This window comes from Priestia sp. ABM2_011 (genome assembly GCF_056158845.1).
Genome location: NZ_JBSWUB010000001.1, coordinates 124,733 through 150,382 on the forward strand (window position 1 = coordinate 124,733; position 25,650 = coordinate 150,382).

The window sequence follows — 25,650 nt, forward strand, 5'->3', positions numbered from 1 at the left end:
TATTCCTCCTTTCTCGAAGAATTATTATTTAGATTTAACTGCAGATTTAACAGTAACTAGAGATTTTCTAGCTCCTGGCACGTTACCTTTTACTAATAAAAGATTGCGTTCTGCGTCAACTTTAACGATTGATAAGTTTTGCACAGTGATGCGCTCTCCACCCATGCGTCCTGGTAATAATTTACCTTTAAATACGCGGTTTGGAGCTACAGGACCCATTGAACCTGGGCGACGGTGGTAGCGAGAACCATGAGACATAGGTCCGCGAGATTGTCCGTGGCGTTTAATAGCACCTTGGAAACCTTTACCTTTTGAGATTCCTGTTACATCAATTACATCGCCTTCTGCGAAAATATCAACCTTGACTTCTTGACCAACCTCATATGCTGAAGCGTCCACACCGCGTAACTCACGGATGAAGCGCTTAGGAGCAGTATTAGCTTTAGTAGCATGTCCTTTTGCAGGTTTGTTAGATAGTTTTTCACGGATATCTTCGAAACCTAATTGGATTGCTTCGTAACCGTCTGTCTCAGCGTTTTTAACTTGAAGAACTACGTTAGCAGAAGCTTCAATTACTGTTACTGGGATCAAGTCACCATTTTCAGCAAATACTTGAGTCATACCGATCTTTCTTCCTAAGATTCCTTTGGCCATTAGTCACACCTCCTAAGTATCTTTTCATTCTTTATTTTAAATTAAAGTTTAATTTCGATATCTACACCAGATGGTAAGTCTAAACGCATTAATGAATCAACAGTTTGTGGTGTTGGATTCACGATATCAATTAAGCGTTTATGCGTGCGCATTTCGAACTGCTCACGAGAATCTTTATATTTGTGTACTGCACGTAGAATTGTATAAATTGATTTTTCAGTCGGTAATGGAATCGGACCAGATACAGCCGCACCAGAACGTTTTGCAGTTTCTACGATTTTCTCAGCAGATTGATCAAGAATTCTGTGATCATATGCTTTTAAACGAATGCGAATTTTTTCTTTTGCCATTATTTTCCCTCCTTTTTCGCCTATTTTACAATAGACATTCTCCGCGGAAATTTCCCCACACTCGCCATGGCAAAGCGGCCGGGTGTGTCGGCAACCTTCCGCATCATCGCAGTCAAAGACCAACATTTTTATTATACTAAAAATGGGTTCATATTGCAACAATAAAGTTAAAAAACTTTTTTATGTGTCGCACACTTTTTTCATTATATATAAAAGGAGATCATTTTGCAAGTGTAATAGTAAAAACTATCTTTACCTTTTATCACCAAATAAAAAAGGAGTAGGTTACCCTACTCCCTTTACTGAAACGAGAAATTACTCGCTGATTTTAGCTACAACGCCAGCGCCTACTGTACGTCCACCTTCACGGATTGAGAATTTAGTACCTTCTTCAATCGCGATTGGAGCGATAAGTTCAACAGTCATTTCGATGTTGTCGCCAGGCATTACCATTTCTACGCCTTCAGGTAAGTTACAAATACCAGTTACATCAGTTGTACGGAAGTAGAACTGTGGACGGTAGTTTGTGAAGAATGGAGTGTGACGTCCACCTTCGTCTTTAGAAAGAACGTATACTTCAGCAGTAAATTTAGTGTGTGGAGTGATTGAGCCTGGTTTAGCTAATACTTGTCCACGTTGGATTTCTTCACGTGCTACACCACGAAGTAAAGCACCGATGTTGTCGCCAGCTTCAGCATAGTCAAGAAGCTTACGGAACATTTCTACACCTGTTACAGTAGTAGATTTTGGCTCTTCAGTTAAACCGATGATGTCGATAACGTCACCAACTTTAACTTGTCCACGCTCTACACGACCTGTAGCAACTGTACCACGACCAGTGATTGAGAATACGTCCTCAACTGGCATCATGAATGGTTTTTCAGTGTCACGTTCTGGAGTTGGGATGTACTCATCAACAGCGTCCATAAGCTCGATGATTTTAGCTTCCCAATCAGCTTCGCCTTCAAGAGCTTTAAGAGCAGAACCTTTGATTACTGGTACATCGTCACCAGGGAAGTCGTATTCAGAAAGAAGGTCACGTACTTCCATTTCTACTAATTCAAGTAGCTCTTCGTCGTCTACCATGTCACATTTGTTTAAGAATACAACTAGGTAAGGTACACCTACTTGACGAGAAAGAAGGATGTGCTCACGAGTTTGTGGCATTGGACCATCAGCAGCAGATACTACTAAGATACCGCCATCCATTTGAGCAGCACCAGTGATCATGTTTTTAACATAGTCAGCATGTCCTGGGCAGTCAACGTGTGCATAGTGACGAGTGTCAGTTTCATACTCAACGTGTGCAGTTGAGATTGTGATTCCACGCTCGCGCTCTTCTGGAGCAGCGTCGATCATGTCGTAAGCCATTGCTGCACCTTTACCACTTTTCTTAGCAAGAACAGTAGTGATAGCAGCTGTTAAAGTTGTTTTACCATGGTCAACGTGACCAATTGTACCGATATTGGCATGTGTTTTTGAACGGTCGAATTTTTCCTTAGCCATTCGAAAATCCTCCTTAAAATTCATGTAGTTTATGTTTTATGAGGCCGTGAAAGGGAATGAGCTCCACTTTCACAGCGTACATAAGTAGTTATACTTCAATAAAGAGTGAAAATCAATTATTCACCTTTATTTTTTTTAATAATTTCTTCTGAAATTGATTTAGGAACTTCTTCGTAGTGATCGAAGTGCATAGAATATGTTCCGCGACCTTGAGTGTTTGAACGTAATGCAGTTGCATAACCAAACATTTCAGAAAGTGGAACGAATGCACGTACAACTTGAGCGTTACCGCGTGCTTCCATACCTTCTACACGTCCACGACGAGACGTAACGTCACCCATGATATCTCCTAAGTATTCGTCAGGGATAACAACTTCAACCTTCATCATTGGTTCAAGGATAGCTGGGTTACATTTTGATACTGCGTTTTTAAGAGCCATAGAAGCGGCAATTTTAAACGCCATCTCACTTGAGTCAACGTCATGGTAAGATCCATCAACTAAAGCAGCTTTGATATCGATTAATGGATAACCAGCAAGAACACCGTTTTGTAATGCATCTTCAAGACCAGCTTGAACTGCAGGGATGTATTCACGTGGAACTACACCACCAACGATTTTGTTCTCAAATTCAAAGCCTTTTCCTTCTTCGTTAGGTTCGAACTCAATCCAAACGTGACCGAATTGTCCACGACCACCAGATTGACGAGCAAATTTACCTTCAACTTTCGCACCAGCGCGGAAAGTTTCACGGTAAGCTACTTGAGGAGCACCAACGTTTGCTTCTACTTTGAATTCGCGACGCATACGGTCAACGATGATATCAAGGTGAAGCTCACCCATACCAGAGATGATGATTTGACCAGTCTCTGTATTAGTTTCCGCACGGAAAGTTGGATCTTCTTCTTGTAACTTTTGAAGAGCTGTCGTCATTTTATCTTGGTCAGCTTTTGATTTTGGCTCAACAGATAAAGAGATAACTGGCTCTGGGAATTCCATAGACTCAAGAATTACAAGACTCTTTTCGTCACATAGAGTATCACCAGTAGAAGTATCTTTTAATCCTACAGCTGCCGCGATATCTCCAGCGTATACTTCAGAAATCTCTTCACGAGAGTTAGCATGCATTTGTAGGATACGACCTACACGCTCACGCTTACCTTTTGTAGAGTTTTTGATGTATGAACCAGAGCTTAGTACACCAGAGTACACACGGAAGAACGTTAATTTACCAACATAAGGGTCCGTCATAACTTTGAACGCTAATGCTGAGAAAGGAGCGTTGTCGCTAGACTCACGCGTAACTTCTTCTTCTGTGTCAGGTACGATACCTTGGATTGCTGGTACATCAACTGGAGATGGTAGGTAATCAATTACCGCATCTAGCATTAATTGTACACCTTTGTTTTTGAATGCTGAACCACAGATAACTGGGTAGAATTCAACGTCACAAGTACCTTTACGGATACCAGCTTTTAGTTCTTCAACTGTAAGCTCGCCTTCGTCTAAGTACTTCATCATTAATTCTTCGTCAAGTTCTGCAACAGCTTCTACTAGGCTTGCACGGTATTCTTCAGCTTGCTCTTTGTATTCCTCAGGAATTTCACGAGATTCTGAACGAGTACCTAAGTCATCTTCGTAGAAGTATGCTTTCATTTCCACAAGGTCAATGATTGCTTCGAAGTCATCTTCAGCACCGATTGGCAACTGAATTGGGTGAGCATTTGCACCTAAACGATCGTGGATCGTTTTTACAGAGTACAAGAAGTCAGCACCAATTTTGTCCATTTTGTTAACGAATACGACACGGGGAACACCGTACGTAGTCGCTTGACGCCATACTGTTTCTGTTTGAGGCTCAACACCAGATTGAGCATCAAGAACTGCCACAGCGCCATCAAGTACACGTAATGAACGCTCAACTTCAACAGTGAAGTCTACGTGTCCAGGAGTATCGATGATGTTAACGCGGTGACCTTTCCAAGAAGCAGTTGTCGCAGCAGACGTGATAGTGATACCACGTTCTTGCTCTTGCTCCATCCAGTCCATTTGTGAAGCTCCTTCATGAGTTTCACCAATTTTATGGATACGGCCAGTATAATAAAGAACACGCTCAGTTGTTGTTGTTTTACCAGCATCAATGTGAGCCATGATCCCAATATTACGAGTGTTTTCTAAGGAGAACTCTCTTGCCATCTTAGGTATTTCTCCTTCCATATTATAATTTGTTTTTTTAAAAGTTTCGTTAAAAGATTACCAACGGTAATGAGCAAATGCTTTATTAGCTTCTGCCATTTTGTGAGTATCTTCACGTTTCTTAACTGCAGCACCAGTGTTGTTAGCTGCGTCAAGGATTTCGTTAGCTAAACGCTCTTCCATCGTTTTTTCTCCACGAAGACGAGCATAGTTTACTAACCAACGAAGACCTAAAGTAGTACGACGCTCTGGACGTACTTCTACAGGAACTTGGTAGTTAGAACCCCCTACACGGCGTGCTCTAACTTCTAGTACAGGCATGATGTTTTTAAGAGCTTGGTCGAATACTTCCATAGCTTCTTTACCACTGCGCTCTTGTACTAAATCGAATGCTCTATAAAGAATAGCTTGTGACTTACCGCGCTTTCCATCAAGCATCATTTTGTTGATTAAGCGAGATACAAGCTTAGAATTGTAAATCGGATCTGGTAATACGTCTCTTTTTGCAACAGGTCCCTTACGTGGCATTCTACTTCCTCCTTTCACTTTTAAAAGTTTATCTATTAATTGTTAAGCTATTATTTTTTAGCTGCTTTTGGTCGCTTAGTACCATATTTAGAACGACCTTGCATACGGCCATCCACACCAGCAGTATCAAGTGCACCACGTACGATATGGTAACGTACCCCTGGTAAATCTTTTACACGTCCACCGCGGATAAGTACCACGCTGTGTTCTTGTAAGTTGTGACCAATACCTGGGATATAAGCTGTTACCTCGATACCGTTTGTTAAACGTACACGAGCATATTTACGAAGAGCCGAGTTCGGTTTCTTCGGTGTCATAGTACCCACACGTGTACATACACCACGTTTTTGTGGAGAAGATTGGTTAGTTTGAGCTTTCTTGAAGCTGTTGTAACCTCTGTTTAAAGCAGGTGAGTCAGATTTTTTACCTTTACTCACACGACCATTACGGATTAATTGGTTAATAGTAGGCATTTAATTTTTCCTCCTTTCGCCTTTTGTAAGACCACACATCCAGGTGGTTCATTTTTTAGCAAAAAACAAAGTCTTTGAAACTAAAAGTTCAAAAACGTGTTAACTAATAATTGCAACAGTTGCAGCGTTAACTTCTATCCTACAAGCTTGACCAAGCTTTCGCATAGAAGGGACATACGTATACGGAACGTTTTCTTGCTGTGCCGTTTTTGCCACAATGGATGTGACATAAAAATCAGCGTCTTCAGCAATGATGACTTCCTTTACTGTACCTTTTTTTAATGCTTTCACCGTCTGCTTTGTTCCTACAATAATATGATCAGCCTGTAATACTTTTTCATAAGACATTATCATATCCTCCAAAGTAACAGGTAGTTTATAGGAGCACCTTTGATATAGTATCATTCCCTAGAATGGATGTCAACTAACGTTTCGTAGTTTTTTAAAAAAACATCCATTCTAGAGTAATGATTTTATAATTAGTCGATTGTTACCGTTTCTTCAGCTTGGTTTTTGATCGGTTCAGCATTACGATATCTCGTCATACCTGTACCAGCCGGAACTAGCTTACCAATGATAACATTCTCTTTAAGTCCAAGCAACTCATCACGTTTTCCTTTGATTGCAGCATCCGTAAGAACACGCGTTGTTTCTTGGAATGACGCAGCAGATAAGAAGGAATCAGTTTCAAGAGATGCTTTTGTAATACCAAGTAATACAGGACGGCCTGTCGCTGGACGATTGCCTTCAAGTAATACTTTTTCATTTGCATCAGTGAATTGGTGAATATCAAGTAATGAACCTGGTAATACATCTGTATCTCCTGAATCCATTACACGCACTTTACGAAGCATTTGGCGAACCATTACCTCTACGTGTTTATCTCCAATTTCTACCCCTTGCATACGGTATACTTTTTGCACCTCACGAAGCAAGTACTCTTGTACAGCCGTGATGTCTTTTACTTTTAGTAATTCTTTAGGATCAATTGAACCTTCCGTTAATTCTTGACCACGTGCAATGCGCTGTCCTTCAATAACTTTCAGGCGTGCACTGTACGGAGCTGTGTAAGAACGAGTTTCAATCTCTCCTTGAACAGTAATTTCGTGCTGACGATCGCGTCCTTCAGAAATGCCGGCAATTGTACCTTCAATTTCAGAAATAACGGCTTGACCTTTAGGGTTACGCGCTTCGAAAATCTCTTGGATACGCGGTAAACCTTGAGTGATATCGTCTCCAGCAACCCCACCTGTATGGAATGTACGCATCGTTAACTGTGTACCTGGCTCACCGATAGATTGAGCAGCGATGATACCAACTGCCTCGCCCACTTCAACTTCTGAACCAGTTGCAAGGTTACGACCGTAACATTTTTTACATACACCGTGGCGAGTGTTACATGTGAATGCAGAACGAATCCATACTTCTTCAACACCAGCATCCACAATTGTTTCAGCTAGGTCTTCTGTAATTAGTTCGTTTTCTTTCACTAACACTTCGTTTGTTCCTGGGTGAAGTAGTGTTTTTCTTGCATAACGTCCAATTAGACGCTCATCAAGTTTCTCAATTTCTTCTGTTCCTTCTTTGATTGCAACAGCCAGAATACCGCGGTCTGTACCACAGTCGTCATCACGTACGATAACGTCTTGTGCTACGTCAACCAGACGACGAGTAAGGTAACCTGAGTCAGCTGTTTTAAGAGCCGTATCGGCAAGACCTTTACGTGCACCATGGGTAGAGATAAAGTACTCTAATACTGTTAAACCTTCACGGAAACTAGATTTGATTGGTAACTCAATGATACGACCGGACGGGTTGGCCATTAGTCCACGCATACCTGCAAGCTGAGTGAAGTTAGATGCGTTACCACGGGCACCAGAGTCACTCATCATGAAGATTGGGTTGCGTTTGTCTAATGACGCCATTAATTTACCTTGGATAACGTCTTTCGCGCTACTCCATACAGAGATAACACGCTCATAACGCTCATCTTCAGTAATTAAACCGCGACGGAATTGTTTTAGTACGTTATCTACTTTAGCTTGCGCTTCTGTTAAGATAACTTCTTTTTCTCCTAAAACCACGATATCAGCTACACCAACTGTAATACCAGCTTTAGTAGAATATTTGAAACCTAGGTCTTTCATACGGTCAAGCATTTTAGAAGTCTCAGTAATTTTGAAACGTTTAAATACTTCAGCGATAATATTACCTAAGATTTTTTTCTTAAACGGTGCGATAGCCGGTTGATTCTTGATGAATTCCTTCACATCTGCACCTTTTTCAACAAAGTACTTCTCAGGAGTTTTCACTTCTAAGTTTTCTCTTGTTGGTTCGTTAATGTATGGGAACGATTTTGGTAAAATTTCGTTGAAAACTAATTTACCAACCGTTGTAACAAGCAACTGTTGATTTTGTGCTTCTGTAAACGTTTCGTTGTTTAAAGAACCTGCATACACACCTACACGTGTATGAAGATGCACATAACCGTTTTGGTACGCTAATAGTGCTTCATTTGTATCCTTGAACACCATGCCTTCTCCAACTGCCTCTTCACGCTCAAGCGTTAAGTAGTAGTTACCTAATACCATATCCTGTGAAGGTGTAACAACTGGTTTACCATCTTTAGGGTTCAAGATATTTTGAGCAGCAAGCATTAAGATACGTGCTTCTGCTTGTGCTTCCGCAGATAATGGAACGTGAACCGCCATTTGGTCACCGTCAAAGTCAGCGTTATATGCTGTACATACAAGCGGATGAAGACGAATAGCGCGACCTTCTACAAGCGTAGGTTCAAATGCTTGAATACCTAGTCTGTGTAGCGTTGGTGCACGGTTTAAAAGAACTGGATGCTCTTTAATAACCGATTCTAATACGTCCCATACTTCAGGTTGCACACGTTCAATTTTACGTTTTGCACTCTTGATGTTATGAGCTAAACCGCGTTCAACAAGCTCTTTCATTACGAAAGGTTTGAAAAGCTCTAACGCCATTTCTTTTGGAAGACCACATTGATACATCTTTAAGTTCGGACCTACAACGATTACCGAACGGCCAGAGTAGTCAACACGTTTACCTAATAAGTTTTGACGGAAGCGACCTTGCTTACCTTTTAACATGTGAGAAAGAGATTTTAATGGACGGTTACCTGGTCCTGTTACCGGACGGCCACGACGACCATTATCGATTAATGCATCTACAGCTTCTTGAAGCATACGCTTTTCGTTTTGAACGATAATGCTAGGAGCTCCAAGGTCTAATAAACGCTTTAAGCGGTTGTTACGGTTAATTACACGGCGATATAAATCATTTAGATCAGACGTAGCAAAGCGTCCACCATCTAATTGAACCATTGGACGAAGTTCTGGCGGAATAACCGGTAGAACGTCTAAAATCATCCAAGAAGGTTCGTTACCAGAATGACGGAAAGCCTCTAGTACCTCTAAACGTTTAATAGCACGTGTACGACGTTGACCTTGAGCAGTTTTCAATTCTTCTTTCAAAGCATCTACTTCTTTATCAAGATCGATGTCATGCAATAATTTTTTAACAGCTTCAGCACCCATTGCTGCATGGAAAGTTTGTCCGTACTTCTCACGATACGCACGGTATTCTTTCTCTGATAAAAGCTGTTTCTTTTCAAGTGGTGTATCACCAGCATCTGTTACTACATAAGAAGCAAAATAAATGATTTCCTCTAGCGCACGAGGGGACATGTCTAAGACAAGTCCCATGCGGCTAGGAATACCTTTGAAGTACCAAATATGTGAAACAGGTGCAGCTAGTTCGATGTGACCCATGCGTTCACGACGAACTTTTGCGCGCGTAACTTCTACGCCACAACGATCACATACAACACCTTTATAACGAACGCGCTTATATTTTCCGCAGTGACATTCCCAGTCCTTTTGTGGACCAAAAATACGCTCACAGAATAAGCCGTCTTTTTCAGGTTTTAACGTACGATAGTTGATCGTTTCAGGTTTTTTTACCTCACCGTACGACCAAGAACGAATTTTATCTGGCGAAGCTAGACCGATTTTCATATACTCAAAGTTATTTACATCTAGCAAGGAGCCTACCTCCCTTTTAATCTACAGGTTTTTTCCCTTAACGTTTATATGAAAGTAATTCCTTACTCTTTTGTGACAGGATCTTTTTGTCCTTCAGAAAGGCTTTCTTCGTTATCTGCAATAATTGATTCTGTTGGTTGCTCATGGTCCTCTTCTGAGTCCATGATATCAATTTCTTGCTCGTCAGCAGAAAGCATCTTCACATCCATACCTAAACTTTGTAGTTCTTTGATTAATACTTTGAACGATTCAGGTATGCCAGGTTCTGGAATGTTTTCACCTTTAACAATTGCTTCGTATGTTTTCACACGACCTACTACGTCGTCTGATTTCACTGTTAAGATCTCTTGTAATGTATAAGCAGCACCGTATGCTTCAAGTGCCCATACTTCCATCTCACCAAAACGCTGTCCACCGAACTGCGCTTTACCACCAAGTGGTTGTTGTGTAACAAGTGAGTATGGTCCAGTAGAACGAGCGTGAAGTTTATCGTCTACCATGTGAGCAAGTTTGATCATGTACATGATTCCTACTGATACACGGTTATCGAATGGTTCACCTGTTCGACCATCATATAGAACTGTTTTAGCATCACGAGACATGCCAGCTTCTTCGATTGTTGCCCAAACATCTTCCTCACGCGCACCATCAAATACTGGAGACGCAACGTGAATGCCAAGCTTACGAGCAGCCATACCTAAATGAAGCTCTAGCACCTGACCGATGTTCATACGAGATGGTACCCCTAATGGGTTTAACATGATGTCAATTGGCGTACCGTCTGGTAGGTAAGGCATATCTTCTTCCGGTAAAATACGTGAAATTACACCTTTGTTACCGTGACGACCGGCCATTTTGTCACCTTCAGAAATTTTACGCTTCTGAACAATGTATACACGGACTAATTGGTTTACACCTGGTGGTAATTCGTCGCCATCTTCACGGTTGAAGACTTTAACATCAAGGATAATTCCACCGCCGCCGTGCGGTACACGAAGAGAAGTATCACGAACTTCACGAGCTTTTTCACCGAAAATAGCGTGTAGAAGACGTTCTTCAGCTGTTAGTTCTGTTACACCTTTTGGCGTTACTTTACCAACTAAAAGATCTCCATCTTTTACTTCTGCACCAATGCGGATGATTCCACGCTCATCTAAGTTGCGAAGCGCATCTTCACCTACGTTTGGAATGTCACGCGTAATTTCTTCAGGTCCAAGTTTCGTATCACGAGACTCAGATTCATATTCTTCAATATGAACAGACGTATATACATCGTCTTTCACAAGGCGTTCACTCATGATGATGGCATCCTCATAGTTGTAACCATCCCATGTCATGAAACCAACCATTACGTTTCGTCCTAAAGCAAGCTCACCTTTTTCCATTGAAGGACCGTCGGCTAAGATCTCACCTTTTACTACTTCGTCGCCAACTGAAACAATTGGACGCTGGTTGTAACAAGTACCTTGGTTAGAACGAACGAATTTTAATAATTTGTATTGATCTAAGTTACCTTTAACTTTTTGTCCGTCTACTTCTTCATAGCGGCGAACAAAAATTTGTTTTGCTTCTACGCGCTCTACAACGCCAGGGTATTTACAAATCACGGCTGCACCAGAGTCTTTACCAGATACATATTCCATACCTGTACCTACGATTGGTGCTTCAGGATTTAATAAAGGTACTGCTTGACGTTGCATGTTCGCACCCATTAATGCACGGTTAGAGTCATCGTTCTCTAAGAATGGGATACATGCTGTAGCGGCAGATACAACTTGTTTTGGTGATACATCCATATAGTCTAAACGATCGCGACGGATAACCGTGTTTTCTCCACGGAAACGTGCAACGACATTTTCATCTAAGAATGAACCATCATCACCTAGACGAGCGTTCGCTTGGGCTACAACATAGTTATCTTCTTCATCAGCTGTTAAGTAGTCAATTCGCTCTGTCACTTTACCTGTTTCAGGATCGATACGACGGTAAGGTGTTTCGATGAAACCGAATTTGTTTACTTTTGCATATGAAGAAAGTGAGTTGATTAACCCGATATTCGGACCCTCTGGAGTTTCAATCGGACACATACGGCCATAGTGGGAGTAGTGAACGTCACGCACTTCGAAACCAGCGCGTTCACGCGTTAAACCACCAGGTCCTAGAGCTGAAAGACGACGTTTGTGCGTCAATTCGCCTAATGGATTCGTTTGATCCATGAACTGTGATAATTGAGAACTTCCAAAGAACTCTTTAATCGCCGCAATAACTGGACGAATATTAATTAATTGTTGAGGTGTGATTGTATTCGTGTCTTGAATTGACATTCTTTCACGAACAACACGTTCCATACGAGATAAACCGATACGGAATTGGTTTTGTAACAATTCACCTACAGAACGCAGACGACGGTTACCTAAGTGGTCGATATCATCTGTGTCTCCTACTTGATGAAGCAAGTTAAAGAAGTAACTGATTGATGCTAGGATATCAGCAGGTGTGATATTTTTAACTTCTTCTGTTACATAAGCGTTGCCTGATACAGTGATGACTTTTTCACCTTCTGGATCATTTGGCGCATAAATCTTAATAGATTGTAATGTAACATCGTCTTCTACTACTCCACCAACCGGACTATAAGTTTTAAAGTTTACTCCACCTTCAAGCATCGGAATCAAGCGATCTAGCAGACGGCGATCAATCATTGCGCCTTTTTCTGCAATAATTTCACCTGTTTCAGGATCAACTAATGTTTCAGCTAGCTTTTGATTAAATAAGCGATGTTTGATATGAAGCTTTTTATTAATTTTATAGCGACCTACGTTCGCTAAGTCATATCGTTTTGGATCAAAGAAGCGAGATACTAATAGAGACTTCGCATTCTCAACTGTCGGTGGTTCACCCGGACGTAAACGCTCATAGATTTCTAATAGCGCTTTTTCCGTTGTTTCCGTATTATCTTTTTCAAGCGTATTACGGATGTATTCATTATCACCGATTAAATCGATAATCTCTTGGTCAGAACCGAAACCTAGCGCGCGTAACAGCACTGTTACTGGCAGTTTACGAGTACGATCAATACGCACGTATACTACATCTTTTGCATCAGTTTCATATTCTAGCCATGCACCACGGTTAGGGATAACAGTTGCTGTATATCCTTTTTTACCGTTTTTATCAAGCTTTCCACTATAGTAAACACTTGGTGAACGAACCAACTGTGATACGATAACACGCTCAGCACCATTAATTACAAAGGTACCTGTTTCGGTCATCAATGGGAAATCTCCCATGAACACATCTTGGTCTTTTACTTCACCTGTTTCTTTATTAATTAACCGCACCTTAACACGAAGAGGTGCTGCATAAGTTACATCACGTTCTTTAGACTCTCCTACTGAATACTTTGGCTCACCTAAGCTGTAATCAATAAATTCTAGTGATAAGTTACCTGTAAAATCATCAATTGGAGAAATATCTTGGAACATTTCTCGTAAACCTTCATCTAAAAACCATTGGTATGAAGCCGTTTGAATCTCGATTAAGTTCGGTAACTCTAAAACTTCACTAATACGAGCATAACTTCTGCGTTGGCGGTGGCGTCCATACTGAACTAGTTGACCTGTCAACTGATTCACCCCTCAAATCAAGCGTTATTATTCAAAATATATAATAAACCATATGTTTATTATTGAACAAAAGAAAAATGGTCTCTTTAAATAGAAAACCACAATTTCATAAAAACGTACTATTGATTTTATTAGTTTTTCCCATATAATTCAAAATTATACCTTTTATTTTATGTATAACCCGAGCTTATATGGAATATTTATATATTGGCATTTTATAATGCTAACATACTAAAAAATATTAGTCAACATTTTTTAGCACATATGATATAATACCCTTTTTTCTTTTCTACTACTTCTACTTCATTAAATAGAGATTCTAATTTCGCAAGAGCAGATGGCGCTCCTTGCTTTTTCTGAATCACAATCCAAAGTTCTCCTTGGTCAGCAAGGTGATCTAATGACTTTTCTAGAATTTCATGAACAACTTTTTTACCCGCACGGATCGGCGGATTACTAAGAATAGCTGCAAAATTCGTTTCCTTCACATTTTCATAGCAAGAGCTTTGATAGATTGAAACATTTGATACTGAATTAACTTCAGCATTTTTTTGAGCTAGTGCTAATGCACGTTCATTAACATCGACCATATGAACGTTTCTTTGGCTATCCTCTTTTGCAAGAGCCAACCCAATCGGGCCATATCCGCACCCAACATCCAGAAGCGGGCCGGGACTCTCAGGCATTTGAAACGTTTCAATTAACAGGCGCGATCCAAAATCGATCTCTTTTTTTGAAAAAACACCGCTGTCACTCGTAAATGAAAAAGAGGTTCCTCTCAATTCAAATGAAAAGCGCTCTTCATTACTTGCAGACGATGGTGTATTAGAAAAATAATGTTCTGTCAAAATAGAACCTCCTAATCAATATGTTCTTCTTTACTATAAATGAAAAGGATGACAGAAGCAAAAAAGCTCGCTTGTACAAGCGAGCTTTTTTATATCAGTTGTTAAGCAATAATTACTTAACTTCTACAGAAGCGCCAACTTCTTCAAGTTTAGCTTTTGCTTCTTCAGCTTCTTCTTTAGAAATACCTTCTTTAAGGGCTTTTGGAGCGTTATCAACGATTTCTTTAGCTTCTTTTAAGCCAAGACCAGTGATTTCACGTACTACTTTGATAACTTTGATTTTTTGTCCGCCAGCACTTTCAAGTACTAGGTCAAATTCAGTTTTCTCAGCAGCAGCTTCACCAGCAGCACCGCCAGCTACAGCTACAGGAGCAGCAGCAGTTACGCCAAATTCTTCTTCGATTGCTTTTACTAAATCGTTAAGTTCTAAAACAGTCATATTTTTAACTGCTTCAATGATTTGTTCTTGAGTCATTGTTAATTTCCTCCTTGTGATTGTGTTATATATAACAGACTAGATTATGCACCTTGTTCTTCTTTTTGATCTGCCACAGCTTTTGTAGCAAGAGCAAGGTTGCGAATTGGAGCTTGAAGCACGCTAAGCAACATAGAAAGTAAGCCTTCGCGAGATGGTAGTTCTGCAAGTGCTTTAATTTCTTCAACAGATGCAACATTACCTTCAATTACACCAGCTTTGATTTCTAACGCTTCGTGTTCTTTAGCGAAGTTGTTTAAAATTTTAGCTGGAGCAACAACATCTTCTCCACCAAATGCGATTGCATTTGGACCTACTAACGCATCATTAATATTTGTTAGTTCAAGTTTTTCTACAGCACGGCGAGTTAAAGTGTTTTTGTAAACTTTGAACTCAATGCCTGCTTCACGTAATTGCTTACGAAGTTCAGTAACTTCAGCAACATTCAAACCACGGTAGTCAACGACAACTATTGAGTTACTCGCTTGAAGTTTTTCAGCAATTTCGTCTACGACTTGTTTCTTTTGTTCAATTACGTTGCTCATCTTTACACCTCCTGTAGATTTCCTTCCGTACACTCAGACAAGGTGCAATAAAAAACCTCCATGACAATAAAGACATGAAGGTGTAGTAAGCGAACCATAACGTTTCACTAATTTATCTCACACACCTCGGTAGGAAATTAAGCTTTGCAGCACCTACTGTCTACGGTACAAATGTTATTCTTTTTAACAACATTATCTATTATAATCAGGGACTTTCAAAAAGTCAACACTGATTTATTTCCAAATTTATTAAGCAGAGAATGAAGCAGTATCAACTTTGATACCAGGGCCCATTGTTGAAGTAACAGCTACGTTCTTCATGTATGTGCCTTTTGCTGCTGCCGGCTTAGCTTTTACCATAGTTTCGAAGATTGTAGTGAAGTTTTCAACTAACTTGCTCTCTTCGAAAGATACTTTACCGATTGGTACGTGGATGTTACCAGCTTTATCAACACGGTATTCTACTTTACCAGCTTTGATTTCGTTAACTGCTTTTTGAACATCAAATGTTACTGTACCAGTTTTAGGGTTTGGCATTAAACCTTTAGGTCCTAATACACGACCAAGTTTACCAACTTCACCCATCATGTCTGGAGTAGCTACGATTACATCGAACTCGAACCAACCTTGTTGGATTTTGTTGATGTAGTCAGCATCGCCAACGTAGTCAGCGCCTGCAGCTTCAGCTTCTTTAGCTTTTTCGCCTTTAGCGAATACTAATACACGTTGAGTTTTACCTGTACCGTTTGGTAGTACTACTGCACCACGAATTTGTTGGTCAGCTTTCTTAGGGTCAACTCCTAAACGGAATGCTACTTCTACAGTTGCATCAAATTTAGTTGTGTTTGTTTTCTTTACTAATTCAATCGCTTCTTGTACTGAATAAGTTTGTGTACCATCTACAAGCTTAGCAGCTTCAACGTACTTTTTACCTTTTTTAGCCATTTTTGTTTCCTCCTTATGTGGTTTTAACGGAATAACCTCCCACTAATAAAGGTTGCGAGCATAGGAAAACTTCCATTTCTCGCAACCTTCTAACACCCAATCAAATGGAATTAGTCTTCAACTACGATTCCCATACTGCGCGCTGTACCTTCTACCATGCGCATTGCAGATTCAACGCTAGCAGCGTTTAAGTCAGGCATTTTAGTTTCAGCAATCTCACGCACTTTGTCACGCTTGACTGTTGCAACTTTATTACGGTTTGGTTCACCAGAACCAGACTCAATACCAGCCGCTTTCTTAAGTAGTACAGCAGCAGGTGGAGTTTTCGTAATAAATGTAAATGAACGGTCTTCAAATACCGTGATTTCAACAGGAATGATAAGACCAGCTTGATCAGCTGTGCGAGCGTTAAACTCCTTACAGAAACCCATGATGTTAACACCGGCTTGACCTAATGCAGGACCAACTGGTGGCGCTGGATTTGCTTTACCTGCAGGAATTTGTAACTTAACAAGTTTAATTACTTTTTTAGCCACGAGACACACCTCCTTAAGTCCGTGATGTGGTAATAGGGCGATGCCCTCCCACTCAATGTTCTTTATATATAAAATAAAGAAATAGTTGTTTTAGTCTCTAGTTTTGAGACATACTGACTTATGAAATATTAACATTAAACTTCATGAATTGCAAGGTCTTACAGATTATATTTTTTCAATTTGTGTAAAGTCTAGCTCTACTGGCGTTTGTCTTCCGAACATATCGACATGAACCTTAACTTTACGTTTATCTGTATCGATTTCTTCAATGGTACCTTCGAAGTTTGCAAACGGACCTTCTTGAACCAATACTGTTTCTTTTAGTTCAAAGTCAAAGTCAGCATGCTGCTCGTCCATGCCCATTTGTTTTAAGATCATTTCTACTTCTTCTGGTAGAAGAGCAGTTGGCTTTGATCCAGAACCTGCTGAACCTACAAAGCCCGTAACTCCAGGTGTATTACGAACTACATACCATGAATCATCTGTCATGATGATTTCAACTAACACGTACCCTGGGAATACTTTTTTCTTTGTAATCTTTTCTTTGTTGTTCTTAATTTCTCTTTCTTCTTCTTCAGGAACAACAACGCGGAAAATTTTATCTTGCATACCCATTGTTTCTACGCGCTTTTCTAAATTTGTTTTTACTTTATTTTCATATCCAGAATAAGTATGGACTACATACCAATTTTTCTCCATTTCTGAGGACTATACGTCCTTCCCTCCCAGCTCACTATAAAATAAGATGTCCTAATCTATTGCACAGACAACGCACTAGGAAAATAGTTGACTCCTAGCACAATCATTCTTAAAGCAAATTAAAAAACCCGTCTCCGGGCTTTTCTGAAAAAAACATAATTTAGCTTTATTATACCATGATTTAAGTCAATTTATTCAAGGGATTAAACGAATAAGTGACGAAATTCCGTAATCAACTACTACAAAAAAGAGTGTCATAAATACAACTGTAGAAATAACAGTAATTGTATAACGAGTTAGCTCATTTTTTTTAGGCCAACTTACCTTCTTCATCTCACGCCCAACATCACGCAAGAAATTTCCTACACGGTTCATGTTTGTAACCTCCAATAAATTAAAAGGGGTATTAGTCTGTGCAGATTATTGATCTACTTTGTTTCACGATGAATCGTATGTGCGTTACACGTTTTGCAAAACTTCTTCATTTCTAAACGCTCTTCGTTTTGCTGTGTGTTTTTCATAGTCGTATAGTTACGACTAGCACATTGCACACACGCAAGTACAACTTTTTTACGCATAATGTCAACCACCTATAGAGTGATAATGTCTATAAAAAAGTATCACAGACTTTCTTAGCATGTCAATATGAGGATAGAAGGCTACATTGTGATTTCACGAATCTCGAGGTAGCGCTCTAATTTCCTCTTCACACGCTGAAGTGCATTATCGATGGATTTGACGTGGCGGTTTAACTCTTCTGAAATCTCTTGATAAGATTGACCATCTAAATAAAGAACGAGAACTTTTCGCTCAAGATCACTTAACAGTTCAGCCATCTTTAATTCAATATCATCAAACTTCTCTCGATTAATGAGCAACTCTTCTGGATTTGCTACTTTTGTCCCCGAAATAACATCCATTAAGGTTCGGTCGGACTCTTCATCATATATTGGCTTGTCCAATGATACATAAGAGTTTAATGGAATATGTTTTTGCCTTGTTGCGGTTTTAATAGCGGTAATAATTTGCCTGGTAATGCAAAGTTCAGCAAAAGCTTTAAACGAAGTTAGCTTATCTTCTCTAAAATCTCTAATTGCCTTGTATAACCCTATCATACCTTCTTGTACAATATCTTCACGGTCTGCCCCAATTAAAAAATACGACCGCGCCTTTGCTCGCACAAAGTTTTTGTATTTATGAATCAAATACTCTAATGCGTCAATATCGCCTTTATGCACAAGATCGACAACTGTTTCATCCTCTTGTTGTTCGAAATGAGCATGCAGTTTTCTCCCATAAGTATCGCCCATATCGATCCCCCCGACCGCACAGTAGATAGAAATATTATACAGTAGCTAATTCCGTACCGTCAATAACCTCACCGCTGTCCCCGGCGCCATTTTTCGAAAATTTCGGCTACTTGATTGGAAAGTTGAATGCGTGCCGCTGGCTTTTGATTTTGAATAGACTTCACATCAAGATTAATATGTTTCTCAATTTGCTCAATTTCGTTGTACAATTCTCGAGCAGAAATTCTAAGCGCACCTTGTCCAAAGATTGCCCACTGCTCCGTAAAATCAGATGTAGCAACATGAATCTGTGTCTTTACATTGTTTAGCTCTTGAGCTAGCTTTTCAATGTACTCATCCGCTGTTTCATTTTCTCGTGTAAATACAACGTCAACCTTATGATTTTTTGCCTTCTTTTCAATTCCTTCGACCATATGAGCATCGAAGACAATAATGACACGATACCCCATATATGCTTGATACTCTGCCATCTTTTCAATTAACAGGTCTCGAGCACCCGCTAAATCATTATCTCTAAGCTTTCTTAGGTCGGGCCACGCACCTATCATGTTATAACCATCCACCAGTAGAATATCCATTTTTATTCACCTAGAGGATGGCGTTTTCGGTAAACCTCATACATGAGAAGACTAGCTGCTACAGATGCATTTAACGATGTAACATGCCCAACCATTGGAAGCTGTACAAGAAAGTCGCATTTTTCACGAATCAAACGACTCATGCCTTTTCCTTCACTTCCAATCACTAACGTAAGCGGCATACCTCCATCTAAGTTGCGGTAATCGTCACTTTCTTTCGCATCCGTTCCAACAATCCATACGCCTCGATCTTTTAATTCATCAATCGTCCTTGATAGGTTTGTTACCCTTGCTACAGGAATATGTTCAATCGCTCCTGTAGACGCCTTTGCTACAGTGGCCGTTAATCCAACTGAACGGCGCTTTGGAATAATGATACCGTGTGCGCCAACGGCATCGGCTGTTCGCATAATAGAACCTAAATTATGGGGATCTTCGAGCTCATCTAATAGAAGGAAAAACGGACTTTCATTACGTTTTTCCGCTAAGTTAAATAAATCATCTAACTCTGCATACTGATAAGCAGCAACTTGTGCAGCTACTCCTTGATGAATACCGTCTACCATTTGCTCAATTTTCTTTTTCGGTACAAACTGCACCAATACACCATTACGTTTTGCTAACTGCGTGATTTGCCCCATAGAACCGCCTTGCGATCCTTCGGCAATCCATAGTTTGTTAATGTCACGCCCAGACTTTAGGGCTTCTAGGACCGGATTACGTCCAATGATAAATTCATGTTCCATGATTCATTCCTCCCTCTCCTTCATCGACGAAAGAGATAGCTTTAGTAATAAGTTCCATCATTCTTTCTTCTTCACCTAAAAGATACAAATAGCCTACGACCGCTTCAAATGCTGTACTGTAGCGATACGTTTGCACATCTGTGTTTTTAGGGACTGTACCAGACTTTGCATTGCGTCCTCGGCGCAGTACACCTTCTTCTTCTTCAGTAAAAAAGTTTTCATTTTTAAAATAATATACGATTTGTGCTTGTGCTTTTGCTGATACGTATTTTTTAGCTTTATTATGAAGCTGGTTAGGGCGCACTGTCCCTAACACCAGCAGGTGGCGGCGAACATGTAAATCAAACACCGCATCACCCATATAAGCAAGAGCTAAGCTATTTAGCTGTTTTACATCTAATTTACTGCTGCTCATAACACTATTATCCTCTTTTCCATCTTGTTCCTTGCGCCGTATCTTCTAAAATAATATTTTTAGCCTTCAATTCATCTCGAATTTGATCTGCTAATTGGAAATTACGATCTTTACGAGCTTGAATACGATCTTGGATCAATTGATCAATTTCTTCGTCTAAAAGTTCAGCTTCTCCAAATGCAATGCCTATTGCAGCACCTAGTTCTTTAAACTCTTTAATAAAGGCTTCAATTACATCTGTAGACGTTGTTTGTTCTAATAAATACAAGTTAGCTTGCTTTGCTAGCTCGAACAGAACAGAAATGGCATTTGCCGTATTAAAATCATCATCCATCTCTTCAACAAAGGTTTCGCGGAGCTCTTTTAGCTTTTCGAACCATTCTGAAGCATCTTCTTGAAGATTTGTTGCTGCCTCTAGACGGTGAGTTAAGTTGCCGTAAGCTGTTTGCAGACGTTCAAACCCTTTGCGCGTATTCTCTAAAATTTCCTCGTTATAGTTAATTGGGTGACGATAGTGAACAGATAAAATAAAGAATCGAAGTAGAGAAGGATCATGCTTTTTAATAATGTCATGAACTAACACGAAATTCCCTAGTGATTTAGACATCTTTTCATTATCAATATTGATATATCCGTTATGAAGCCAGTATTTCGCAAACGATTTCCCAGTGAGCGCTTCTGATTGAGCAATTTCATTTTCGTGATGAGGGAAAGCTAAATCCTGACCTCCCGCGTGGATATCAATTGTATCACCTAAATACTTGCGTGCCATCGCCGAGCATTCAATATGCCAGCCTGGTCTTCCTTGACCCCAAGGACTATCCCATGCAATCTCTCCATCTTTGGTTGCTTTCCAAAGAGTAAAGTCTAATGGATCTTCTTTCTTTTCTCCAACTTCGATACGAGCACCGGATTGCAATTCATCAATAGACTGATGTGATAATTTTCCGTATCCTTCAAACTTACGTGTACGATAGTATACGTCGCCCTCTGACTCATATGCATAACCTTTTTTCACCAGTTCGTCAATGAACTCAATAATGATATCCATATTTTCAGTTACGCGTGGATGCACATCGGCATGCTTGCATCCAAGAGCTGAAGTATCTTCAAAGTAGGCATCGATAAAGCGGTTTGCGATCGTTGGAACATCTTCTCCTAACTCTTTTGCTGCCTTAATTAATTTATCATCCACATCTGTGAAGTTTGAGACATACTCCACGTCATAGCCTCTAAATTCTAAATAGCGGCGCACCGTATCAAATACGATCGCAGGACGCGCATTTCCAATATGAATATAGTTATACACCGTCGGTCCGCACACGTACATTTTGACTTTGTTTTCTTCTAGCGGTACAAACGTCTCTTTTTGACGTGTTAACGTGTTATATAGCTTAATTGCCATGGTGAATCTTCCCTTCTTTTAATTCCTTTAATTGATTTTGCAGGTGTAAAATTTCTTTCTCTAGCTGTTTGAAACGCTCTGCATCTGGATCTGGCAAATCTTGATGATTCAAATCTTTTGGAATCCGGACGCCATTTTGAATGACGACTCGGCCAGGGATACCGACAACCGTTGAGTTTTCTGGGACGTCATTTAACACAACTGAACCTGCTCCAATTTTGGAGTGCGCATGAATCGTAATCGACCCTAGCACTTTAGCACCTGTTGCAATTAAGACATTGTCTTCAATCGTCGGGTGACGCTTTCCTTTTTCTTTCCCTGTTCCTCCGAGTGTTACTCCTTGATATACTGTTACATTATCTCCAATTTCGCACGTTTCCCCAATAACAATTCCCATTCCGTGGTCAATAAAAAAGCGGCGGCCAATTTTCGCACCCGGATGAATTTCAATCCCTGTGAAGAATCGGCTAATTTGTGAGATTACACGTGCCAGAAAAAACCACTTTCTTTTAAAAAGCCCGTGAGCGAATCTATGTGCCCAAATAGCATGCAACCCTGAATAGGTTAATATCACTTCAATATAACTTCTTGCTGCAGGATCTTGTTCAAATATGGCCTCAATGTCTTCCTTTAACAACTTTAGCATCATCTCACCCCAATTCCGCTATTCCTTTATCTACTCATTGATTGTATAAAAAAACGCCCCTATGTCAAATGACACAGAGACGTATATACGCGGTTCCACTCTGTTTGGATCAACAAACAATCCCAACTCTTCTCTCATAACGTGAAAGTAACCGCTTTTGCCTACTTACTTAGTAGCATTCAACAAAAGACTCAAAGGCGCACTTCAACAAGTTTTGTCATAGGTTACTTTCAGCCGGTGATAACCCTCTCTGATATGCAATGAACTTGCCTACTCTTCCTTCTCAACGATATCCATATTTGATTATTTTATCATATGGGCAAAATAGAAATTTGTTAACTATAAATGCTTTCTAGACGAGCTAAAACTGTTTCTTTCCCTAAAAGAGAAATAGCTTTTGGAAGCTCGGGACCGTGTGTTTCGCCTGTTGTTGCTACACGAATTGGCATAAATAGTTTTTTACCTTTTTGACCTGTTGCTTTTTGTACAGCCTTTGTTGCTGCCTTAATTTCATCAGCGCTGAATTCTTCTAAGGAAGAAATCTCTTCAGCAAATGCTTTTAACACTTCCGGTACTTGTTCTTCAGCAAGTACTGCTTTTGCTTCTTCACTGTAATCAATTTCTTTCTTAAAGAACATTTCAGTAAGTTCAACAATCTCAGCGCCAAAGCTCATTTGTTCTTGGTATAGAGCGACTAAGTCACGTACCCATTGTTCTGTTTCTGCATCGCGCGTTTCTTCAACTTTTCCAGCTTTCACTAAGTGAGGAACTGATAAAGCTACTACCTCGTCTAAATCCAATTGTTTCATGTATTGGTTGTTCATCCAACGTAATTTGCTTGTATCAAATAGTGCTGGAGATTTTGATAAACGAGCTGGGTCAAAAATTTCAATAAACTGTTCTTTAGAGAAAATTTCTTCTTCTCCCACAGGTGACCAGCCAAGCATTGTAATAAAATTAAATAGTGCTTCTGGCAAGTAGCCTAATTCTTTATATTGCTCGATAAACTGAATGATTGACTCATCACGTTTACTTAGCTTGCGACGATTTTCATTTACGATTAACGTCATATGACCAAATACAGGAGGCGTCCAGCCTAAAGCTTCATACACAAGAATTTGCTTCGGTGTATTGGAAATATGGTCATCTCCGCGTAGAACATGTGTCATCTTCATTAGATAATCATCAATGGCTACAGCGTAGTTATATGTTGGTGTACCGTCTTTTTTCACAATAACGAAATCACCAATGCCTTCAGACTCAAACGATACTTCATCTTTGACAATATCATTCCACTTAATTTCTGTGTTACTAGGAACACGGAAGCGAATGCTCGGCTCACGGCCTTCTGCTTCTAGTTCAGCACGCTGTTCAGCTGTTAAGTTACGGCACTTACCTGAATAGCGCGGCATTTGACTGTTCGCCTGCTGTTCTTCACGCTCTTTTTCAAGCTCTTCTGACGTACAGTAACAGTGATAAGCTAATCCTTTTTCAAGAAGTTCTTCCGTATATTTTTGATAGATTTCCGTACGTTCAGACTGGCGGTAAGGACCGTACTCCCCGCCTACGTCGATACTTTCATCCCATTCAATACCTAACCATTTTAAATAGCGCAGCTGACTTTCTTCGCCGCCTTCGATATTACGCTTTTGATCTGTATCTTCAATACGGATAATAAATTTACCGTTTTGATTTCGTGCAAATAAATAATTAAATAGTGCTGTTCTTGCATTCCCTATATGAAGATGTCCAGTTGGACTCGGGGCATAACGAACTCTTACTTCGCTTGACATAACTAAGATGACCTCCAATTTAATATTACTTATAGTATGTATTTATATGTTTTAGACATGTTCTAATTTTATCACCAAATAGGTATCTGTCAAAGTCAACTGTTTTTATTTTTGATAAACTAAAACGGCTGCTTGGGCAGCGATTCCTTCTTCACGTCCCGTAAAACCTAACTTTTCTGTTGTTGTTGCCTTGACGTTAATTTGAGAAATGCTTGCTTCTAACAGCTGCGCAATACGCTCTCTCATTGGTTCAATGTAAGGAGCCATTTTAGGTTTTTGCGCGATAATCGTGCAATCTACATTGCTTAATTCATAACCTTCATCTTTTAGTAGTTTCCATACGTGTTGAAGAAGCTTTGCTGAATCAGCATCTTTAAATTCAGGGTCTGTATCCGGAAAATGCTTTCCGATATCTCCTTTAGCCGCCGCTCCTAATAAGGCATCTGCGATTGTATGTAATAGCACATCTGCATCTGAGTGGCCTAATAATCCTTTTTCATACGGAATTTCTAAACCGCCGATGATTAAAGGTCTTCCTTCTGCAAATTCATGTACGTCGAAACCTTGTCCTACTCGAATGTTCATTTTTCCACTCCTTCAGTCCTGTTTAGCTTTGTTAATATAGCTTCTGCATATAACAAATCTTCTGGTGTTGTTAGTTTTATATTATCGTAATTTCCCTCTACAATCGATACTTTTTGTCCTGCTTTTTCTACTAAGCTTGCATCATCGGTGCCTAAGTATTCATTTGTTTTTGCTTTTTCGTGTGCATCCATTACTACATCAAAAAGAAAAGCCTGCGGCGTTTGAATAGCCCACAAGCTAGAGCGCTCAACTGTTTCAATGACAGTCCCCTGTTCCACACGCTTAATTGTGTCTTTTACTGGAACAGCCAGTACAGCAGCCTTATCACTAGCAGCTTTTTCTACTAACTCATGGATTGTGTTTTGTTGAACAAATGGTCGAGCGCCATCATGAATTAATACCATCTGAGCCTGCTTTAGACTTTTAAGGCCGTTATAAACGCTATGTTGACGTTCATCGCCTCCAACTGTCAATGATTGAACCTTTTGAATTGGATATTCAGCTAATAACTCTTCAAAAATCGCCACTTCTTTTTCGTTTACAACTAGTACAATTCCACTGCACCAAGGATCTTGTTCGAATTTTTGCAGCGTATGAATGATAAGCGGAACGTTTTGAATAGTTAAAAATTGTTTGTTCCGCCCCGCTTTCATTCGCTTCCCCTGCCCTGCAGCTAAAACGATAATTTCATACTTCATAGGTATACTCCCTTTACCTGT

Annotated in this window: 26 protein-coding genes and 2 other annotated features; all 26 genes read right to left on the reverse strand. The window is 39.9% G+C overall.

Going from position 1 to position 25,650, the window contains the following annotated elements; translation table 11 throughout:
- Positions 1 to 24: 24 nt before the first annotated feature.
- The gene (rplC, locus tag ACXAE4_RS00785; RefSeq protein ID WP_013054927.1) at positions 25 to 654 is read right to left on the reverse strand and encodes a 50S ribosomal protein L3; all 630 of its coding nucleotides are present in this window, start codon (positions 652 to 654) and stop codon (positions 25 to 27) included.
- A gap of 41 nt (positions 655 to 695) precedes the next feature.
- Positions 696 to 1,004, reverse strand: coding sequence for a 30S ribosomal protein S10 (rpsJ, locus tag ACXAE4_RS00790; protein ID WP_013054926.1), 309 nt, complete (start codon positions 1,002 to 1,004; stop codon positions 696 to 698).
- Between the two features lie 315 nt (positions 1,005 to 1,319).
- A complete protein-coding gene (gene tuf / locus ACXAE4_RS00795) occupies positions 1,320 to 2,510 on the reverse strand; it encodes an elongation factor Tu (protein WP_013081371.1) in 1,191 nt (396 codons plus the stop codon).
- Positions 2,511 to 2,626: 116 nt separating this feature from the next.
- A complete protein-coding gene (gene fusA, locus ACXAE4_RS00800; protein ID WP_028412663.1) occupies positions 2,627 to 4,705 on the reverse strand; it encodes an elongation factor G in 2,079 nt (692 codons plus the stop codon).
- 57 nt (positions 4,706 to 4,762) lie between these two features.
- The gene (rpsG, locus tag ACXAE4_RS00805) at positions 4,763 to 5,233 is read right to left on the reverse strand and encodes a 30S ribosomal protein S7 (RefSeq protein WP_013054923.1); all 471 of its coding nucleotides are present in this window, start codon (positions 5,231 to 5,233) and stop codon (positions 4,763 to 4,765) included.
- Between the two features lie 50 nt (positions 5,234 to 5,283).
- On the reverse strand, positions 5,284 to 5,706 hold the full coding sequence (gene rpsL / locus ACXAE4_RS00810; RefSeq protein WP_013054922.1) for a 30S ribosomal protein S12: 423 nt from the start codon (positions 5,704 to 5,706) through the stop codon (positions 5,284 to 5,286).
- Between the two features lie 99 nt (positions 5,707 to 5,805).
- On the reverse strand, positions 5,806 to 6,054 hold the full coding sequence (locus ACXAE4_RS00815) for a 50S ribosomal protein L7ae-like protein (RefSeq protein ID WP_013054921.1): 249 nt from the start codon (positions 6,052 to 6,054) through the stop codon (positions 5,806 to 5,808).
- A gap of 131 nt (positions 6,055 to 6,185) precedes the next feature.
- Complete coding sequence (gene rpoC, locus ACXAE4_RS00820) at positions 6,186 to 9,779, reverse strand: DNA-directed RNA polymerase subunit beta' (RefSeq protein ID WP_013081369.1); 3,594 nt, start codon at positions 9,777 to 9,779, stop codon at positions 6,186 to 6,188.
- A gap of 62 nt (positions 9,780 to 9,841) precedes the next feature.
- Positions 9,842 to 13,405 (reverse strand): DNA-directed RNA polymerase subunit beta, encoded by a 3,564-nt coding sequence (rpoB, locus tag ACXAE4_RS00825; protein ID WP_028412662.1) that lies wholly within the window; start codon positions 13,403 to 13,405, stop codon positions 9,842 to 9,844.
- Positions 13,406 to 13,650: 245 nt separating this feature from the next.
- A complete protein-coding gene (locus ACXAE4_RS00830) occupies positions 13,651 to 14,253 on the reverse strand; it encodes a class I SAM-dependent methyltransferase (protein ID WP_034263652.1) in 603 nt (200 codons plus the stop codon).
- A 112-nt stretch (positions 14,254 to 14,365) separates the two neighbouring features.
- On the reverse strand, positions 14,366 to 14,728 hold the full coding sequence (gene rplL / locus ACXAE4_RS00835) for a 50S ribosomal protein L7/L12 (protein ID WP_013054917.1): 363 nt from the start codon (positions 14,726 to 14,728) through the stop codon (positions 14,366 to 14,368).
- A gap of 44 nt (positions 14,729 to 14,772) precedes the next feature.
- Positions 14,773 to 15,273 (reverse strand): 50S ribosomal protein L10, encoded by a 501-nt coding sequence (gene rplJ / locus ACXAE4_RS00840; RefSeq protein ID WP_475235250.1) that lies wholly within the window; start codon positions 15,271 to 15,273, stop codon positions 14,773 to 14,775.
- 40 nt (positions 15,274 to 15,313) lie between these two features.
- Positions 15,314 to 15,457: a sequence feature (ribosomal protein L10 leader region), on the reverse strand.
- A gap of 65 nt (positions 15,458 to 15,522) precedes the next feature.
- The gene (rplA, locus tag ACXAE4_RS00845) at positions 15,523 to 16,218 is read right to left on the reverse strand and encodes a 50S ribosomal protein L1 (protein ID WP_475235253.1); all 696 of its coding nucleotides are present in this window, start codon (positions 16,216 to 16,218) and stop codon (positions 15,523 to 15,525) included.
- 110 nt (positions 16,219 to 16,328) lie between these two features.
- Positions 16,329 to 16,754: a 50S ribosomal protein L11 gene (rplK, locus tag ACXAE4_RS00850; protein ID WP_013054914.1), complete on the reverse strand. Its 426-nt coding sequence runs from the start codon at positions 16,752 to 16,754 to the stop codon at positions 16,329 to 16,331.
- A gap of 165 nt (positions 16,755 to 16,919) precedes the next feature.
- The gene (gene nusG, locus ACXAE4_RS00855; protein ID WP_014462032.1) at positions 16,920 to 17,453 is read right to left on the reverse strand and encodes a transcription termination/antitermination protein NusG; all 534 of its coding nucleotides are present in this window, start codon (positions 17,451 to 17,453) and stop codon (positions 16,920 to 16,922) included.
- Between the two features lie 195 nt (positions 17,454 to 17,648).
- Complete coding sequence (secE, locus tag ACXAE4_RS00860; protein ID WP_013054912.1) at positions 17,649 to 17,828, reverse strand: preprotein translocase subunit SecE; 180 nt, start codon at positions 17,826 to 17,828, stop codon at positions 17,649 to 17,651.
- 53 nt (positions 17,829 to 17,881) lie between these two features.
- Positions 17,882 to 18,031 (reverse strand): 50S ribosomal protein L33, encoded by a 150-nt coding sequence (rpmG, locus tag ACXAE4_RS00865; RefSeq protein WP_013081365.1) that lies wholly within the window; start codon positions 18,029 to 18,031, stop codon positions 17,882 to 17,884.
- 81 nt (positions 18,032 to 18,112) lie between these two features.
- Positions 18,113 to 18,763, reverse strand: a complete 651-nt coding sequence (sigH, locus tag ACXAE4_RS00870) for an RNA polymerase sporulation sigma factor SigH (RefSeq protein ID WP_028412660.1) — start codon at positions 18,761 to 18,763, stop codon at positions 18,113 to 18,115.
- Positions 18,764 to 18,831: 68 nt separating this feature from the next.
- Positions 18,832 to 19,341 (reverse strand): NYN domain-containing protein, encoded by a 510-nt coding sequence (locus ACXAE4_RS00875; RefSeq protein ID WP_013081364.1) that lies wholly within the window; start codon positions 19,339 to 19,341, stop codon positions 18,832 to 18,834.
- A 2-nt stretch (positions 19,342 to 19,343) separates the two neighbouring features.
- A complete protein-coding gene (gene rlmB / locus ACXAE4_RS00880) occupies positions 19,344 to 20,087 on the reverse strand; it encodes a 23S rRNA (guanosine(2251)-2'-O)-methyltransferase RlmB (RefSeq protein ID WP_014462034.1) in 744 nt (247 codons plus the stop codon).
- Positions 20,077 to 20,502 (reverse strand): Mini-ribonuclease 3, encoded by a 426-nt coding sequence (locus ACXAE4_RS00885; protein WP_013054907.1) that lies wholly within the window; start codon positions 20,500 to 20,502, stop codon positions 20,077 to 20,079. Before ACXAE4_RS00885 ends, rlmB begins: the two co-directional genes overlap by 11 nt.
- A gap of 7 nt (positions 20,503 to 20,509) precedes the next feature.
- Entirely contained in the window at positions 20,510 to 21,907 is a 1,398-nt protein-coding gene (gene cysS / locus ACXAE4_RS00890) for a cysteine--tRNA ligase (protein WP_033580789.1), read from the reverse strand.
- Positions 21,897 to 22,553, reverse strand: a complete 657-nt coding sequence (gene cysE, locus ACXAE4_RS00895) for a serine O-acetyltransferase (RefSeq protein ID WP_025753192.1) — start codon at positions 22,551 to 22,553, stop codon at positions 21,897 to 21,899. The genes cysS and cysE overlap by 11 nt, the downstream gene beginning before the upstream one ends.
- A 72-nt stretch (positions 22,554 to 22,625) precedes the next feature.
- Positions 22,626 to 22,849: a binding site (T-box leader), on the reverse strand.
- 39 nt (positions 22,850 to 22,888) lie between these two features.
- The gene (gene gltX, locus ACXAE4_RS00900) at positions 22,889 to 24,346 is read right to left on the reverse strand and encodes a glutamate--tRNA ligase (RefSeq protein ID WP_028412658.1); all 1,458 of its coding nucleotides are present in this window, start codon (positions 24,344 to 24,346) and stop codon (positions 22,889 to 22,891) included.
- A 105-nt stretch (positions 24,347 to 24,451) separates the two neighbouring features.
- The gene (ispF, locus tag ACXAE4_RS00905; RefSeq protein ID WP_013054903.1) at positions 24,452 to 24,931 is read right to left on the reverse strand and encodes a 2-C-methyl-D-erythritol 2,4-cyclodiphosphate synthase; all 480 of its coding nucleotides are present in this window, start codon (positions 24,929 to 24,931) and stop codon (positions 24,452 to 24,454) included.
- Positions 24,928 to 25,629: a 2-C-methyl-D-erythritol 4-phosphate cytidylyltransferase gene (gene ispD, locus ACXAE4_RS00910; RefSeq protein ID WP_098113321.1), complete on the reverse strand. Its 702-nt coding sequence runs from the start codon at positions 25,627 to 25,629 to the stop codon at positions 24,928 to 24,930. The genes ispF and ispD overlap by 4 nt, the downstream gene beginning before the upstream one ends.
- Positions 25,630 to 25,650: the final 21 nt, after the last annotated feature.